Here is a 15,686-nt window from a genome sequence, read left to right as displayed (position 1 = left end):
TGGTAAAAGTACTAAAAAGTTCAATGTTCTAAAAATTCGTTTACTAGCTCAGGAGGGGAGAAAATAAAAAAAGCTACCATTTCTGGTAGCTTTTGCAGTGTCACCGGCTATAAATTTGGGTTGTTTTCTCTTGCTTTTCTTGGGAACGGCAAGGTATAACGCGGATCATTTTGTTGTAGTATAAATTCGTCTTTACCTAATTTGTGAACAATTTTTCGTTGATCTAATCGTCTTAAGTCATTCCAACGTTGTCCTTCAAAAGCAAATTCTCTGAAGCGTTCTTCCAATAGGTAGGTTTTGTATTGTGCTTGATTGAATCCTTTTAGTTGTTCTAATAGGACTGCTGCAGCTTCTGGTTTGTATCGGTTTTCAAGAATTGGAGCTAATGCTTGTGTAGCTTGATCCAATTGATTTAAAAACACATAAGCTTCGGCTTTGATGAAGTACAATTCAGCTGTTCTAAAGGTAATACGCGTTGCGTCATTTCCTGTTTTAACTACAACGAGTTGCTCACCAATTTTGTCAAATGATACAGCGTAACGCCAATCATTTTCCACGTCAAAAGTCGCCTTTAATTCTTCAGAAACATAGATGAACTTATTGAAGTTTTGGGTATAGACATCTTCTAAATTCATAATGGATTCTACCGATTTAAAATTGGCTACCGATACATCCTTTGTGGTGTTCAAATTCTGTAAGTTACTCTTGATCGCCATAGCATTTTCAGCGCTAGTTATAGCCTGTTGGTATTGCTGTTGAAACAAATTCACTCGTGCTTCTAAGGCGTAAATGGCCAGTTTAGAAAAACGGTAATTGCTTCCTGCATCATAGGTGCTAACTTTTAATAAACTCTTTGCTTGTTCAATATCGGCATGAATTTGAGCGTATACTTCAGCCATCGTCGATTTTGGTTTTTTGCTGTTTACCTCGACTTGATTTAGTATAACAATAGCAGGTTCTGTTGCTGCATTGGCTGGATTATAAGGTTTAGCAAATAGGTTCACCAAATCAAAATAGGCCAAAGCACGGAGGGCATAAGCCTCACCTAAAAGTTGCTCTTTTGTATCCCCTTCTTGCATGGTTTTCGAACCATCATTGATCGTTGAATTCGCATAAAAAATTACCTTATACAGTGTTTCGTAAGGAAATTCTTTTGTGCTTGCATCAGGGTTTTGATCGTTATAAGCATAAATATCGCGCACAGTAATAATCTCACTGTCCTCAATCATGTTGATTTGCACTTCATCTGTTCGAACAGTCGTTAGCGATTTATGATTGGGATATGCTTGATATGCTGAGGTTAAAAATTTTCTGTAATCATCCGTTGTTTTGGGAATGATTTTTCCTTCTGGTTCGATGTCTAAGAATTTATCACAACTAACTGTTGTAGCACTTAGACTGATACATCCGATAAATAAAAATAGTTTTTTCATGATAATCAAAAGGGTTAGAAGGTTACATTTAATCCTAAAGTAAACGATCGTTGGATAGGTTGTGCGTAAATGTTTCCGTATGTTTCTGGGTCAAAGTAGCCGTTGTAATTGGTACCAAATACAAATAAGTTTCTTCCTTCAACTGTAAAACGCACATTTTCTAAACGCAATTTTTCCAATACGGCTTTTGGTAAGGTATATCCTAGGCGTAGGCTGCTGATACGCAAATAGCTCGTTTCTTTTGCCCAAATATCCAAATAGTTGTAATAGTTAATAGGGGCTCCGCCATAATCAAACCATTTAGTTAACATCCAGTTATCTGTACCATCATACGGATCGTTTCCTGTTAATCCAGGTAGAGTTCCAGTGTTGTTGATAGGCGTCCACATATCTAATACCTCTTTCGTGTAATTTCTTCCAGGATCTACCAAGGCAGAATTGTAAGAAGGGGTACGCAATACCGTTTGTTTTAAGTTAAATGCAGCGGAAATAGTGAAATCAAAATTGTTAATTTTAAACGTGTTGATGATTCCTCCTGTAAACTTAGGATCTCGATCTCCTGCATAGGTAAATAGGTTTCTTGAGTCTTCTGCACTTAATTCTGAACCAACCATATAACCAGGCATGATATCTTCCCATGCGTCGTATAGTTTAAAGAACTGTTTGGCGGAAACTTTTTCGCCATCTTGCCAAAATAACGGATTTCCATTGTCATCTAATCCAGCTGTTTTCAATACAAAAACAGAATTTACTGCGTATCCTTCACGAGATGGTAAATACTCTCCGTCATTTACTTGAATGCGATCTACTTTACTCTTGTTGTGAGCAAAGTTAAAGGTTGTCGTCCAAGAAAATGTTGGCGTAGCAATATTACGCGTAGTCAATGAAATTTCATATCCTTTGTTTGTTACTTGTGCCCAGTTCATGTTTGTAAACTCAAAGCCCGTTTCAAAAGGAAGGGCGCGTAAGCCAATCAAATCTGTACTTTTTCTGTTGTAAGCATCAAATTCAATTGATACTCGATTGTTGAATAAACCTAAGTCGAAACCAAGGTTTGTATTGGTTGTTTTTTCCCATCTCAATGTACCATTTGGCAAATTCGTTACCTGAATTGTACCTTCTGGATATCCTGGTAAGATAGAAGTTGAGTTGTATTCCCCAATGACAAATGGAGACGTTGTACGGTCAATGTTTCCTTGTAATCCGTAGGATGCACGTAAACGGAAATTATTGATAAAGTCAATATTCTCCATGAATTTTTCATTAGACACTAACCAAGAACCTGAAATTGCCCATAACGGCAGGTATCTGTATTTAGGATCTACTCCAAATAAATTTGAACCATCGTAACGCACGCTACCAAATAGTGTATATTTTCTATCATACGTATAAGAAGCTGTTGCAAAGAAAGAAGCATAGGCATCTTCTCCTTTTGTTCTCTTATAGGTTTCGTATAGGTTTTTATTGGAATTGCTGTGTCCTTCAGGAAGAACAAGATCAATCGTAGTTAAAGTCAACGGATCATATCCATATCCTTTTGATTTGATCTGTTTGCGCTCTTCTTTGCGAATTTCCGTACCCACCATAACATCTACTTCATGCATGTCATTGAAGATAGCGTTATAGGTTGCTTGTGTTTTCCAGTTGTATTGGAAATAGTTGTCAGCAAAGTTCTCAATGATTCCACCATCGGGAACTAAGTACTTAAACTGCTTTGAAGCACTGTCGTAATACTTACTACTTTCTCTGAATTTACGCGTGTTATAGGTTTCCTTTCCGAGGTATTTTTCGGTGTCGTTATTTTCAAGTTGTAATCCCAATTGAGACGTAATTTTTAAATCATCAAAAACCTGATAATTCAAATCGAAAACTGCTTTTAGCGATTGGTTTACTAATTCATAACTTGTATTTTGACGCTCTTCTAAAAAGTTAAATGGAATATAGGTATCGTTAATTCCATTGATGTCTTTGTCATATTGAAAGCTTCCATCCTCATTGTAAGGCTGTAGGTATGGATTGGCATTTCTCGAGTAGTTAGCAGGGTTTACACTTGCGTCTCTATCAGAAATAAAGCTTGATTTTTTCGATTGAGTTCCAAACAAGGACACTCCAGCAGTTAGCTTATCACTTAATTGAAAGTTGTTTTTCAACGTAATATTGTAACGTTCAAATCCAGTACCAAATGTTGTTCCTTCTTCGTTGTAGTATCCCAAAGAGAAGTAGTAATCAGAGGTTTCTCCACCACCAGAAATGCTTAGTCCATACTGTTGGTTGAAGGTAGGGCGGTAGAGTTCTTTTCCCCAATCGGTATCCATTAATCTCAAGCGATTAATTGCATTTTGACTCTCGGGAGAAAGCGAGTTAAATCCGCCGGCTCTATAAGCGTCTAATTCGTTGTTGCTATTTAAGATTCTCGCTACTTCTCCTTGCCCTGAGCGCAAATTATTGATGTCAGCTCTACCAGCAAGCATTAACTCTAAATCTACTTTTTCCGATGCATTCATCAGGTTTAGTTTAGAGAATTGAGGACGTTCATTGACGAAGGTGTTCGCTGAGAAATTCACTTTCATCGCTCCTTTTTTACCTTTTTTGGTCGTTACCACGATTACTCCATTTGCCGCTCTTGCACCGTAGATTGCTGTTGCAGAAGCATCTTTTAAGATGGTAATATCCAAGATGTCATCTGGGTTTAATCCTGCTATGGAGAAGTTTTGCAATTGGTCGATATTCTCTTTGTCGTTAAAATTGGGCAAATTGTTTCCTTCCAAAGGCATTCCATCAATCACCCATAGTGGATCTTGAGGGCCGTTTAAAGAAGCGTTACCGCGAATTCTAATCTTCGCTGGTCCACCAGGAGCACCTGTTGGGGTAGTTACTGCCACTCCAGCAATTTGTCCTGCTAACATTTGATCAACACTCGCTACACCTCCTTGTTCAATATCAGCCATGCTGATTTGTGCAACTGAAGATGTTAACTTGCGTTTCTCAATGGTTTGGTATCCTGTAATCACCACTTCGTTCAAGATGTTTTCATCTGTTCCCAAGGCTACGCTATAATGCGTCTTAGACGTTAAGTGAATTAATTTGGACGCATAGCCAATAAAGCTAACGCGAATTGCTTTTGTATCTTTTGGAAGATCAAGGGTGAAATTACCATCGAAATCTGTCATTGTTCCGATACTCGTACTTTCGATAACCCCTTTTTGACCTGTTTCTGTAGATACACTTTGTGTCTCAACAATAACAGATGCTCCAGGTAAGCCCGATTTGTCGCTCGCATCTTGAACAAAACCTGTAATCGTTCTCTTCTCTTGCGCAAAGGCTAAAGTTAGGGTGAAGAACGAAAATAAAAGAAATAGTTTTTTCATTTTCTTAAAAAGTAAGGTTGTTAGTTTTATATACCTAATGCTTGGTTAATTCTATTTGCTAAATCTGCATAGTGAGCTTGTGTCGCTGCATCACCTGATTTTGCTTTTTTGTTGACAAGTTTTCGAATGGCAAATAATTCACCTTTCTTGTAACTCGTTACCTCTGACACTCGCTTCATTACGGTATAGTTAATGTTGCGCGCCTGATTGTCGTTCAATGAAACTCTACACAAGGTAGGCATTTGCAAAGATTGCTCAAGGATTAACCCTTTTTTGTTTGTTTTTTCAAATAGTTTGTTCACATCTATAATGAGTGCATCAACGTAGTTTTTTTGTGTCATTCGCTCCAGAATAGAAAGTGATTTCCCCTTTTTTGTAGAGGCAAAAATATCCCCTCTTACTTGATCAAATAACGCCTGAACCGTATATACTTTTTCTCCTTTAGTCTGAGTTTGCAAGGCTTCATTTTCCAAAAGACGAAGTAAACGCTCATCTGTAAACAGGTGATAAATAGCCGTGTATTGCAATTCTCTTGCTAAGGAGTAAGGCGAGTATTCATATGGACCGACAGGAGAATCTTTTAAGCTGTATGTTTTTTCATTGATGTCATTGAAGAATAACCAGTTAGGAATAGTGAACACATTTTTGCTCAAATACTCAACGGCTCTCTTTTGTGTTTCGTAAGGCACGGGTTGATATGCTTTCTTGTTGTTTCCGAATACAGCATGATCTAAATAAACACCACCAATATTAGCTAAAACATGTTGATTATACATTTGCCATTGTCCAATAGCGCCCATGTATAATTTTCCAGCTTCATAGTAATCTTCTCCTTGGTCATAGGTCCATGGAATTATATTTTCTACTACTATTTTTAAATTTTTTAATCCATATTCGCTAGCTTTCATTGCGTCATTACCCAAATCTTCAGATTGTGATCTTGGGTCGACGATATTCAAGTAGCTTTGTTGTTCACCGTAAAAATACATCGGATCATCTTGATGATCTTCAATCATTTGGCGAAGTGCTTTTTTCTCTTGTTCTTGGGTTGGATACCAGCGGTATCCCCATTCAATGGCGTATTTGTCATACAATCCAATTTGTGGCGTTATAGCGGTTACCTTATCTTCGGGTTGAGCTACGTAATTGTAACGCGCATAATCCATGATTGATGGTGCTGTCCCGCCCATCTGATCTGTAAAAGATTTTGAACGTAAAGAGTCAACAGGAAAAGCAAAAGAAGCTCCCATGTTGTGCTTCAAACCAAAAGTATGTCCAACTTCGTGAGAGGATACAAATCGAATTGCTTCTCCCATATGTTCATCGCTAAATTTATTCGCACGAGCTCTTTCGTCAATAGGACCTGTTTGAATACGCATCCAGCTGTGGACCGATGTCATAACGTTGTGCCACCAAATGATATCTGATTCGATAATCTCTCCACTACGGGGGTCAATTACTGAAGGGCCCATCGCATTGGATTTTGGAGAAGCAGCATAAGTAATCACAGAGTAACGCACGTCGTCAATATCAAAATCGGTATCTTCTGCAGTTGGCTCTTTAGCGGTAATTGCATTTTTGAATCCTGCTTGTTCAAAAGCAACCTGCCAATCGTGTACACCTGCAATTATTTTCTCTCTCCACTGTGGTGGTGTCGCAGGGTCAATATAGTATACGATCGGTTTTTTTGGTTCCACTAACTCACCGCGGAGGTATTTTTCAATATCCTCTTCTTTTGGCTCCATTCTCCATTTGGTAATGAATTCCTTTTCGTCCATTTTGTGTTGGGCATCACTGAAGTACCAATGTTTCTCCGTAAAATATCCCACGCGTTTATCCGCAATTCTCGGTTGCATCGGCTCTTTTGATAACAGAACGATATTCGTCGTTACTCCCATGGAAACCGATACATCACCAGACCCCTCATTCACACTAGTTGTCATCATGGATTTTACCACAATGTTTTCTGGAAACGTCTTGATTCCCTCAATATAAGATAGATTCGTCTTGATTGAGGTAGGTAAACTCAATCCTGATAAAACATCGTTAAAACTCTTTTGATTTCCATCAAATACCTTGTTTACCTTAATAACGGTAGCCGTTGAATCTGGATTTTGGGTTTCAATGTCAAAAACCTCCAATATCGATTCGATAAAGTTGTCCGCAACCGAACGTGTAATCGCATCTTCTTTAGGAGAAGATACACGAGGCGTTTCTGTTTTTACCCAAATTTTGTTTGCAAGGGTATCCTTGTGAAACGTAATCAATTTGTTCTCGTAATTCATCCCCTTATTCGCCCCAGCATCATTGATCTCCAATGGCACTTGCGAAAGCTTGTTCACCAACAAAAACTGACGGTTTAATAAACTATCCGGTATTTCAAAATAAACATCCGTTTTGACTTGAATAACATTAAATAGCCCTTTGGTATAGGTTCCCTTTTTTATTAAATCAGCGTAATTGTTCTCTTTCGTATCAGTAGAGTCTTTTTCTTTTTCCTCCCCCTTTTTCTGCTCTGCTTTCTTTTCAGTCTTCTTCTCTTTGGCGTATAGTAAGCCCGTTGGTGTTTGTGTCAAACAGCCTAGTAACGCTAAAGTACTGATACTTAGTTTAACCGTGTTTCGATTCATTACAATGTTAAGTTTAAGTTAAGTAAGGGATAAAGCTAAGGGTCTTCTTGTTAAACTTAAAATTTTAAGGAGTGAGTGGATTTATTTTGGGAGTGAGTGGATATTTTAACAATTGATCAAGGGGAAAATACAAGTAAAAGTCTCATTATGTGAATAGGTTTCAAAGGTGTCTATTTGATAGTATTGGTATATTGAAGCAATATAGAACAAACCAAATCCTTCGCTTTCTTCTTTTTGCTCCTTGAGTTGAATATTATTGATCACGGTTGCGTATTCATTAGTTAAGGTTACTTGGATCAACAACGGCGTTTCTATCGTAGCAATATTGTGCTTCATCGCGTTTTCAACTGCAATTTGCAAGGCTAAATAAGGAATCTTAGTGAGCGTAGGCGCTTGTCGTTTATCGATGACTTCAAAGTGTAGTTCCTTCGGAAATCGAATGCGATGTAGAGCAATGTATTGTTCAATGAATTTTAACTCATCGTCCAATTCAACTAAATTGCTGTTGGGTGAGTGAATCAAATAGCGGTAGGTCTGACTCAAATCTAAAGTAAATTGCTGTGCTAAATCACTGTCAATGGTAATGAGCATATACAGCGAATTCAAAGAATTAAAGAGAAAATGGGGGTTAATCTGATTTTTCAACTGCTTGAGTTGGATCAAAGCCTTTTCTTTAGTCAACTTCTCTAACTCTTCTTTTTCTTTATAAGCGCGTTTGCTCTCTAAATTGTAAAAGTAAAGCAATAGGAGGATGATTGATATCGAGCTAATAAAAATTAAATAAGTATTTCGCTTCAAGGGAATTACGTTTTCATCTACATTTACTTTTGGAAAATTTATACTGATATACCCTTTAAAACTGGCTACGTTAAAAGCCGTAAAAAAGCGATATACTTCTAAGTTTAAAAATTCAGATTGAACGACTTGGGGAAGGGATTTATTGTTTTTATGGGTGGTTGTATCTCGACTTGTTGTCGAGGAAACTTCAAAGACGTTCTTCCCTATTAAACTGATTTCAGGGTGATAAATACAGGTGCCATCTGCTGCGAATATATAAGCGTAGTTTGGCGTGGTGATGTCAATTGTTGTCAGGTGTTTGTGGAGTTCATTTAGGTCAAAGGTAAACCCCGTTAAAATGCGTTTATGCTCTCTTTCTATATAGGTCCAAATGACCCAATACAAATCCTGATGAAGTTGGATGAAAGTATTGGTATTTGTTAGCGGTTGATGGTGTATCAGCTGTTGCACAAAAGGCGTTTCCAACGGCATTACTGAATCTGGACTTAGGTTGTGTTCTTCTATGTGTTGGGTCGAATCTATAACGATATACCAATTATAGCTAGGTATGCTGTTATAGGGTTGTATCTCATTGACCACATTATACTTAAATTGAAGCTGATCTAAGGGGGGTTCCTGAACGAGATCCGCCAACAAGTGTAGCTGATTGTCAAATTTTTTAAACTCTTCTTCTAACGCATTTTTTCGATGGTTAAAACTTTTTTTGATAATATCTTGATAGGTCTCTTCGTAACTGCTGTTGATAGAATTACTCAAGAACAAAATTGCCACAGAGGTAATGCTCACAATGGCAATTGCAATACTCAAAAGTGTTCTACGTGAAAGCAGGAGTTTTTTCATAAAAAGTACAACTTGTTACAATTAATACAGAAGGTATGGGGTACGAGTTACCGCAAAGGCTGATAAGCCTTCTATCCAAGATTGTCTAATTTCGTCTTCTGTTAGACCAGCAATAATCTGCTGCTTCAACTGTTCTGTTCCCGCTAACTTAACAAAGAAATTAGTAAAGAATTTTTCTTTGTTTTTCGATTGCTGATAAGCTTTTAACAACCATTTTATTTCCAGTTTATTGACGTATTCCTCTTTTGAAAGATCCTCCCCATAGCACAATTTTCCATTGTTCATCGGATCTTTCGCTCCTGCATTGGGTTTTGGGGTAAAGCTAAAAGGCATATGCTCTAAATACGGCGATCCATAAATCTGAAATTGCAACGAGGTACCGCGACCAGAACTGACATTTGTACCTTCAAAAAAACACAAACTCGCATAGAGGTTGATGGCTTGGTCATTCGGCAAATTGGGCGATGGAGCTACCGGAAGAGCGTATTGCATGCTGCGGTCATAATTTAAATTGGGAATGACGGTTAAATCTGCTTGAATCCCGTTTTTTAACCATTTCTCACCATTTATCATCAATCCATACTCGCCTATGGTCATGCCGTGTAAGGTAGGGATGGGGTGCATGCCGACAAAACTCTTGTTTTTCATTTCCAAAATCGGACCATCAATAATAGCAATATTAGGGTTGGGACGATCTAAAATGACGATTGGAATATCGTTTTCTGCACAGGCTTCCATTACGTAATGAAGGGAGGAAATATAGGTGTAAAATCGAGCGCCAACATCTTGCAAGTCAAATAGCAAAACATCAATGCCAGCCAATTGGTCTTTGGATGGTTTTTTGCTGTTGCCATAAAGCGAAATAATAGGCAAACCCGTTTGGGTGTCCTTGCCGTCTTTTATTAATTCTCCCGCATCCGCCGTTCCTCTAAAACCGTGCTCTGGAGCGTAAATCTTGACGAGATTAATCTTATTTTGAATTAAAAAATCAACCGTTGAGGTATAGTCTGTTTTCGTAATGTCCTGGCGGACAACCCCCGTTTGATTTGTTAAAATACCCACTTTTTTGTTGCGCAATAAATCAAAATAAGCCGCTGTGTTTTCAGCACCTACCACAATTGTCGATACAGCAGAAGGAATCCCATCTGGAGCTGGTGAAAAAGAATAAGAATTTACACTATAAATCAATAGGGTTACTAAGAATAATAATGTATTTTTGACTGTTGAATTTGATATCATAACAAAGTTGAAATTAGAATATTTTATAGCTAAACGCTTAGTAACTACAAAGAATCATAAAAGTAGTGTATCTGCTCCGATTATTAAAATCGCCATAACAGCCATTGCTTTGGGGATTATTATGATGCTTGTCTCTGTTGCTACAGGTTTGGGCTTGAAACACAAAATTAGAGATAAAATTTCAGCTTTCAGCGGTCATATTGTAATTACTAAGTACGATGCCAATATTACTGACATTACGCTGAAACCAATTGAATTAAATCAGCGTTTTTACCCTAATTTTGACGAGGTAAAAGGAGTGAAAAATGTGCAACCATTTGCTTCAAAAGCGGGAATTATCCGCACAGAAAATGCTTTCGAAGGAATCATTTACAAAGGAGTAACCGCTCAGTATCACTTTGGGGAAATCGAAGAATACATCGAACAAGGACGCCTACCAGTGCTGAAAGAAGGGGAAATGAGTAACGAAATTTTGATGTCAACTTATATTGCCAATCGCATGGGCTTTCACTTGGGCGATAAAGTAAACACCTATTTTATGAAAGATTGGGGGAATAAAGTACCCAATATTCGTCAATTTGAAATTGTCGGGCTGTATAGCTCAGGATTGCAACAGTTTGATGAAAATATAATCCTTGGCGATTTGCGCCACGTTCAACGGTTAAATCGCTGGTCTGCCAATGAAGTAGGCGGATTCGAAGTTATCTTGGACGACTTTGATCAAATTGAAGAGAAGGGAAGTGAAATTTATTTGAATTTGCCTTCTACTGTGGATAGTAAAACCATCGTCGAAAAATATGAGAATATTTTTGGCTGGCTAGGGATGTTTGACTTTAATATTAAAGTAATCATCATTATCATGATTGCCGTAGCGTCTATTAATATGATTGTCGCTTTGCTCGTGCTAATTTTGGAACGCACTCAAATGATTGGGATGCTGAAAGCTTTAGGCGCTACAAATTGGAGTGTGAGAAAAATATTTTTATACAATGCCTTTTACTTAATTGGAAAAGGACTCTTATACGGGAATCTCATTGGATTAGGGATGCTCTTTATTCAAAAGTATACAGGTTTGATTAAATTAGATCCAACGTCTTACTATGTGCGTGAAGCTCCCGTGTTGATTCGCTTGTCTGATGTTGTATTGCTCAATGTTGGTGTAGTTCTTGTAGCGATGCTCGTACTGCTGATTCCCTCTTATTTAATAACAAAAATATCGCCTGTTAAGGCTATTCGATATGATTAAAAAAGGTCGCTGAAAGACCTTCCTCATCAAGTTTCTAACTTTTAGGCATCTCTATATCGTCCTCTTTTAAGCAAAAAAACGAACCATAAACGATGACCTGTCTCGTTGTAAGTTGTACTTTTTCTTTTGTTTTATACCCCTTGTCATTAAGGATGCTGTGCACGGTCATAAAAGAGTTATTAGTCTAAGACATTGGGGTAAACAAATATCTAGAATTAAGTACAAAGACCCTAAAAAACTATTCATTTTGTGATGCAAACACAGGCCTTAGCTGAATGGACATAGTCGTCTAAACTAGTAAGGGCAAGTAGCAGGTGGTGTGGCTAACAGTTGCTTTGTATCTCGGTAGAGCACATAGGATTAAGGCGTATCCATAGGATACGCCTTAATTTAAAGAAATTAGTATGAACAAGATCCTCTAATATAGAGTAAAAGAGTGGTTTTTGTGTTGATCTTTAGCGGAAGAAAAACGTATTATTTTCTTAGTTGCTTGGGAGAGTAACCTGTATATTTTTTTACAAAACTCGAAAAGTAAGTAGCATATTCAAAACCAAGAGTAAAGGCTATTTCAGATACACTCATGGTAGAGTGTTTTAGTAATCGCTGGGCTTCAATTAGAATGCGTTCTTGTATAATCGTAGTGGTTGGCTTTCCCAGGGTTTGCTTCACTACAAAATTCAAATAGTTGGTATGAACATTCAACATGAAGGCAAAGTCTGTCGCTGTTTTTAATCGAACCACTTGATGCTTGTCAGTAATGGGAAATTGCTTTTCGACTAGTTCTAAAAATTGAGCACACAAGCGATTCGTTGCATTTTTCTTTTCTGTTAAAGTGTAGGTGCTCTTTAGTTTGTTAGCTTGATGAATAATAATCTCTACATAATTCCGCAAAATCTCCTGTTTCAATGGATAATCCTGTCGGTGTTCCATGACAATATTTTCAAATAAGGACCGGATCATTCGATCTTGCTCTAAATCTAAAGCATAAATAGGTGTTGCTTGTAAGGCGTGTAAGGTAGAGCGAATTTCGTTGCTTTTAAAGCCAAGAAAATTATTGGTGAACAAGCAAAAAAAACCATCCGGTGATTCGGAAGTTGGCTCAAGGGTATAGGTAGATAATGGATTTGAAAAAAATAAAATTGGACCACTAAATTCACGGGTTTCCGTACCGCAGAATAACTTGCTTTTACTGTTTAAATACGATACCTTATAATGTGTCTTTATATTATAAGGTATGAGTAACTCTTTGCCTTCTTTCTGTGAGTAAACAGCGAATTCCTTTGCATTAATGTTAAATATAGTCGTCAGATCTTGATCGATATCATCCAATTCTATCTTTGGGGTTGAATTTGTCATTTTTTTCGCTTATTGGTTTCTTACATATAGATTCTGGTATCATTAAAGCGTGATCTTATTTATTTGTGTTTTATAGGTATTGGTAAAATTATGTATTATTGTAACTTTATGTTTGATTAAAATGCGTTATTTGTTGTGTTTTTTATATATTTTTAAAAATATGTTTTCATACTGTATCTTGTCCATGACAAAATGTGTTTTTAGTAAGTGTTAGTCGTTTTTATTGTGAATTGAATTCGAAATATCAGTAATATTTATTCCGTTGTAGTCTGAGGTTGAGGTTTTTACTGGTAATTTTTATTTATAATCAAAAGGCGATTCAAAAAATAGAGCCAAGAAAACACAAAAGTCCAACCGCTCAATTAAAAAAACAGTCTGCTCTAGGTAGAGCGTAAACTCCATGATCAAGATCAACTTTTTTTAAAAAAAAGAGACTTTTTTAATTTTTTTTGATCGTTTGTATGTAGCGGTTTTACCCTTTTACAAAATGATACGCACAAGTGCACGAATATTAAAAGGAAGTCAAAGGGAAGTGTTGTTGTACATGCATGTGCTATTGTATAAATGCAAAAAGGCAGGTACCTTTTAGCTAGTCAGCAAGTACACAGTGCAATTGTCGTCTGTTAACAAGTTAAAAAAGGCAAGTAGTAGGTGTAGGGCCTAAATGGATGGATCTACAAGGGACTTGCTGTATATAAGTTTAGTGTTTGCTGCGTCAATGGACACTGAAGCAAGATGCAAAAAAGAGCAGCGTTCGAGTAACTTTTTAGAATTGATATTTGATTCAAATAGCTGTGCGCGAATATGGGTATACGCCAAGTGTTGTTGAGCGAATTGTTCTACTCCACATAATAATTCAGTGGCAAACCCTCTTTTCCAATACGTTTGGTGTAAGATATACCCGACTTCGATGTGGGTGGGAGCGTCTCCACAGGGAAATAAACCAATTTCTCCAATTGTAATGCGAATGCCAGCCTCTTCCCAAATAATTTTGTATAACCCGATTTTTTTGTCATACAGTGTTTGGTTCATCTGGTATTTCGCTTCCAAATCAGCAAGTGTCCAAGGTGATTTATTGTTTGGAATCCACTGCATAGTGACGGGGTGATTGTGTAGGGCTAATAAATCGCCATAATCCAAAGGCAAATGAATAGGGCAAATAGATAAGCGCTCTGTTTTAAATAGAATAGACATTTGATCTTACATGTAAAAAGTAGATAAATATACGGGTTTTGTATTGGTTTTCAGGGAAGTAAGAATGTGAAAATTTTTGATAAAAAATATAATTAATATTCTATATTGTGATATATAATTCAAAGTTAAGTTTTAAATAGCATGATTTTTGTAGGATTAAATTATGATTATTTTAGAATTTTTAAATTGAATCCAACTTAATACAATCAAAACAAATGAAACAGAAGTCAATCGGTAATATATTAACAATTGGGTTTGCGCTATTCGCTATGTTTTTCGGCGCAGGAAATATCATCTTACCTCCAATCATTGGTTTGATTACTGGAGAAGATTGGACATCGGCAGTGACGGGTTTTACTATTACTGCTATTATAGCTCCTTTTCTTGGAATACTTGCTGTGCTGTTCTCAGGGGATGAGTTTACGGATTTAGGGAAAAGAGTCAATAGAACAGGTGGGGTGATTTTAGCTACCATGATTATTTTGAGTATCGGTCCGCTTGTTGCAATTCCGCGTACCGCTGCAACGACGTTTGAAGTTGGATTGGCGCCAATCTGGCCCGATTTTAGCCCTGTAATTTCCTCTATATTGTTCTTTGGTGTAACGCTAACGCTCTCTATATCTCCTTCTAAAGTTGTGGATATTATTGGAAAATATCTTACACCTTTGCTGTTAATCATACTGGTTGTTATGATTCTGATGGGGGTGCTTTATCCATTAGACGTTACAGAAGATACGGGAATAAATCCTGTTGAATCTTTCCGTATTGGTTTTGCAGAAGGGTATCAAACAATGGATGTACTGGCATCCGTTATTTATGCGGGAATTATTATATCCGCAGTGAAAGCCAAAGGATATACTAGTACAGAAGCTAAAACAAAAGCAACCTTCTTATCAGGCGCTGTAGCAACTTCTTGTCTATTGTTTATCTACGGAGGACTTGTATATCTTGGTGCAACTTCTGGCTACACTGCTTCGGGTGATTTAAAAAGGACGGAATTATTGCTCTATATATCAAATAGCGTCTTGGGAAATGAAGGTACAATTGCTTTATCCTTGTGTATTGCCCTAGCGTGTTTAACCACTGCAATTGCCTTGGTTTGCGCAACTGGAACCTTTTTTAGTCAACTAACTAAAGGTAAAGTAAGCTATAAAACAATTGTAATCGCTACCTGTGTTTTTTCCGCTATCCTCGCTGTAAATGGAGTAGATCAGATTATAGACTATGCAGGACCTTTCTTGGGCATTATCTATCCGATTACCCTTACCTTAATATTATATGTAGTTGTTTTTGGAAAGATAGTCAAAAGCAAAGTGCCTTTTGTAGGTGCCATTATTACGACAACAATTTATTCTTTAGTGCAATTTTTCTTGACAATCACCTTGAAAACCGCTACAGAAGATAGTTGGCTATGGGAAGTTGAGAAGGGATTACACAAGATTCCGCTATACAGTTATGACGTTCCTTGGTTATTGCCTTCTTTTGTTGTGTTTTTAGTGGCTTACCTCTTCAATCGAAATTAGAAATACGTTTAACTAAAAACGTAAAAAAATAGAACCCCGCCTTTATGAGACGGGGTTTC

The 15,686-nt window shown here is 37.2% G+C and carries 9 protein-coding genes; 2 read left to right on the top strand and 7 right to left on the bottom strand.

Going from position 1 to position 15,686, the window contains the following annotated elements:
* Positions 1-107 precede the first annotated feature (107 nt).
* From H4K35_RS13895 to H4K35_RS13875, 5 genes are all read right to left on the bottom strand, one after another.
* Positions 108-1,433, bottom strand: a complete 1,326-nt coding sequence (locus tag H4K35_RS13895) for a RagB/SusD family nutrient uptake outer membrane protein (protein ID WP_182628564.1) — start codon at positions 1,431-1,433, stop codon at positions 108-110.
* A gap of 14 nt (positions 1,434-1,447) precedes the next feature.
* Positions 1,448-4,801: a SusC/RagA family TonB-linked outer membrane protein gene (locus tag H4K35_RS13890; protein ID WP_182628563.1), complete on the bottom strand. Its 3,354-nt coding sequence runs from the start codon at positions 4,799-4,801 to the stop codon at positions 1,448-1,450.
* A gap of 26 nt (positions 4,802-4,827) precedes the next feature.
* Entirely contained in the window at positions 4,828-7,431 is a 2,604-nt protein-coding gene (locus H4K35_RS13885) for a zinc-dependent metalloprotease (protein ID WP_182628562.1), read from the bottom strand.
* Positions 7,432-7,536: 105 nt separating this feature from the next.
* Positions 7,537-9,069, bottom strand: a complete 1,533-nt coding sequence (locus tag H4K35_RS13880; RefSeq protein ID WP_182628561.1) for a histidine kinase — start codon at positions 9,067-9,069, stop codon at positions 7,537-7,539.
* A gap of 21 nt (positions 9,070-9,090) precedes the next feature.
* The gene (locus tag H4K35_RS13875) at positions 9,091-10,308 is read right to left on the bottom strand and encodes an exo-beta-N-acetylmuramidase NamZ domain-containing protein (protein ID WP_182628560.1); all 1,218 of its coding nucleotides are present in this window, start codon (positions 10,306-10,308) and stop codon (positions 9,091-9,093) included.
* Positions 10,309-10,315: 7 nt separating this feature from the next.
* Here H4K35_RS13875 and H4K35_RS13870 point away from each other — a divergent pair, with 7 nt between their 5' ends.
* Entirely contained in the window at positions 10,316-11,554 is a 1,239-nt protein-coding gene (locus H4K35_RS13870; RefSeq protein WP_182628559.1) for an ABC transporter permease, read from the top strand.
* Positions 11,555-12,028: 474 nt separating this feature from the next.
* Here H4K35_RS13870 and H4K35_RS13865 read toward each other — a convergent pair whose 3' ends face one another.
* Positions 12,029-12,910: an AraC family transcriptional regulator gene (locus tag H4K35_RS13865; RefSeq protein ID WP_182628558.1), complete on the bottom strand. Its 882-nt coding sequence runs from the start codon at positions 12,908-12,910 to the stop codon at positions 12,029-12,031.
* A 660-nt stretch (positions 12,911-13,570) separates the two neighbouring features.
* Positions 13,571-14,104 (bottom strand): GNAT family N-acetyltransferase, encoded by a 534-nt coding sequence (locus tag H4K35_RS13860; protein ID WP_182628557.1) that lies wholly within the window; start codon positions 14,102-14,104, stop codon positions 13,571-13,573.
* Between the two features lie 215 nt (positions 14,105-14,319).
* Between H4K35_RS13860 and brnQ the strand changes: the two genes are divergently transcribed.
* The gene (gene brnQ / locus H4K35_RS13855) at positions 14,320-15,627 is read left to right on the top strand and encodes a branched-chain amino acid transport system II carrier protein (RefSeq protein ID WP_182628556.1); all 1,308 of its coding nucleotides are present in this window, start codon (positions 14,320-14,322) and stop codon (positions 15,625-15,627) included.
* Positions 15,628-15,686 lie beyond the last annotated feature (59 nt).

The organism is Myroides sp. NP-2, assembly GCF_014145665.1.
In the GTDB taxonomy this organism is placed as follows: Bacteria; Bacteroidota; Bacteroidia; order Flavobacteriales; family Flavobacteriaceae; genus Flavobacterium.
The sequence above is the reverse complement of the archived record's forward strand: the minus strand, read 5'-3'. Positions and strand labels throughout refer to the sequence as shown.

Bases quoted from the DNA above. Each gene is read 5' to 3' on its own strand.
- H4K35_RS13895 (WP_182628564.1), bottom strand. From the start codon at position 1,433: ATGAAAAAACTATTTTTATTTATCGGATGTATCAGTCTAAGTGCTACA.
- H4K35_RS13890 (WP_182628563.1), bottom strand. From the start codon at position 4,801: ATGAAAAAACTATTTCTTTTATTTTCGTTCTTCACCCTAACTTTAGCC.
- H4K35_RS13885 (WP_182628562.1), bottom strand. From the start codon at position 7,431: ATGAATCGAAACACGGTTAAACTAAGTATCAGTACTTTAGCGTTACTA.
- H4K35_RS13880 (WP_182628561.1), bottom strand. From the start codon at position 9,069: ATGAAAAAACTCCTGCTTTCACGTAGAACACTTTTGAGTATTGCAATT.
- H4K35_RS13875 (WP_182628560.1), bottom strand. From the start codon at position 10,308: ATGATATCAAATTCAACAGTCAAAAATACATTATTATTCTTAGTAACC.
- H4K35_RS13865 (WP_182628558.1), bottom strand. From the start codon at position 12,910: ATGACAAATTCAACCCCAAAGATAGAATTGGATGATATCGATCAAGAT.
- H4K35_RS13860 (WP_182628557.1), bottom strand. From the start codon at position 14,104: ATGTCTATTCTATTTAAAACAGAGCGCTTATCTATTTGCCCTATTCAT.
- brnQ (WP_182628556.1), top strand. From the start codon at position 14,320: ATGAAACAGAAGTCAATCGGTAATATATTAACAATTGGGTTTGCGCTA.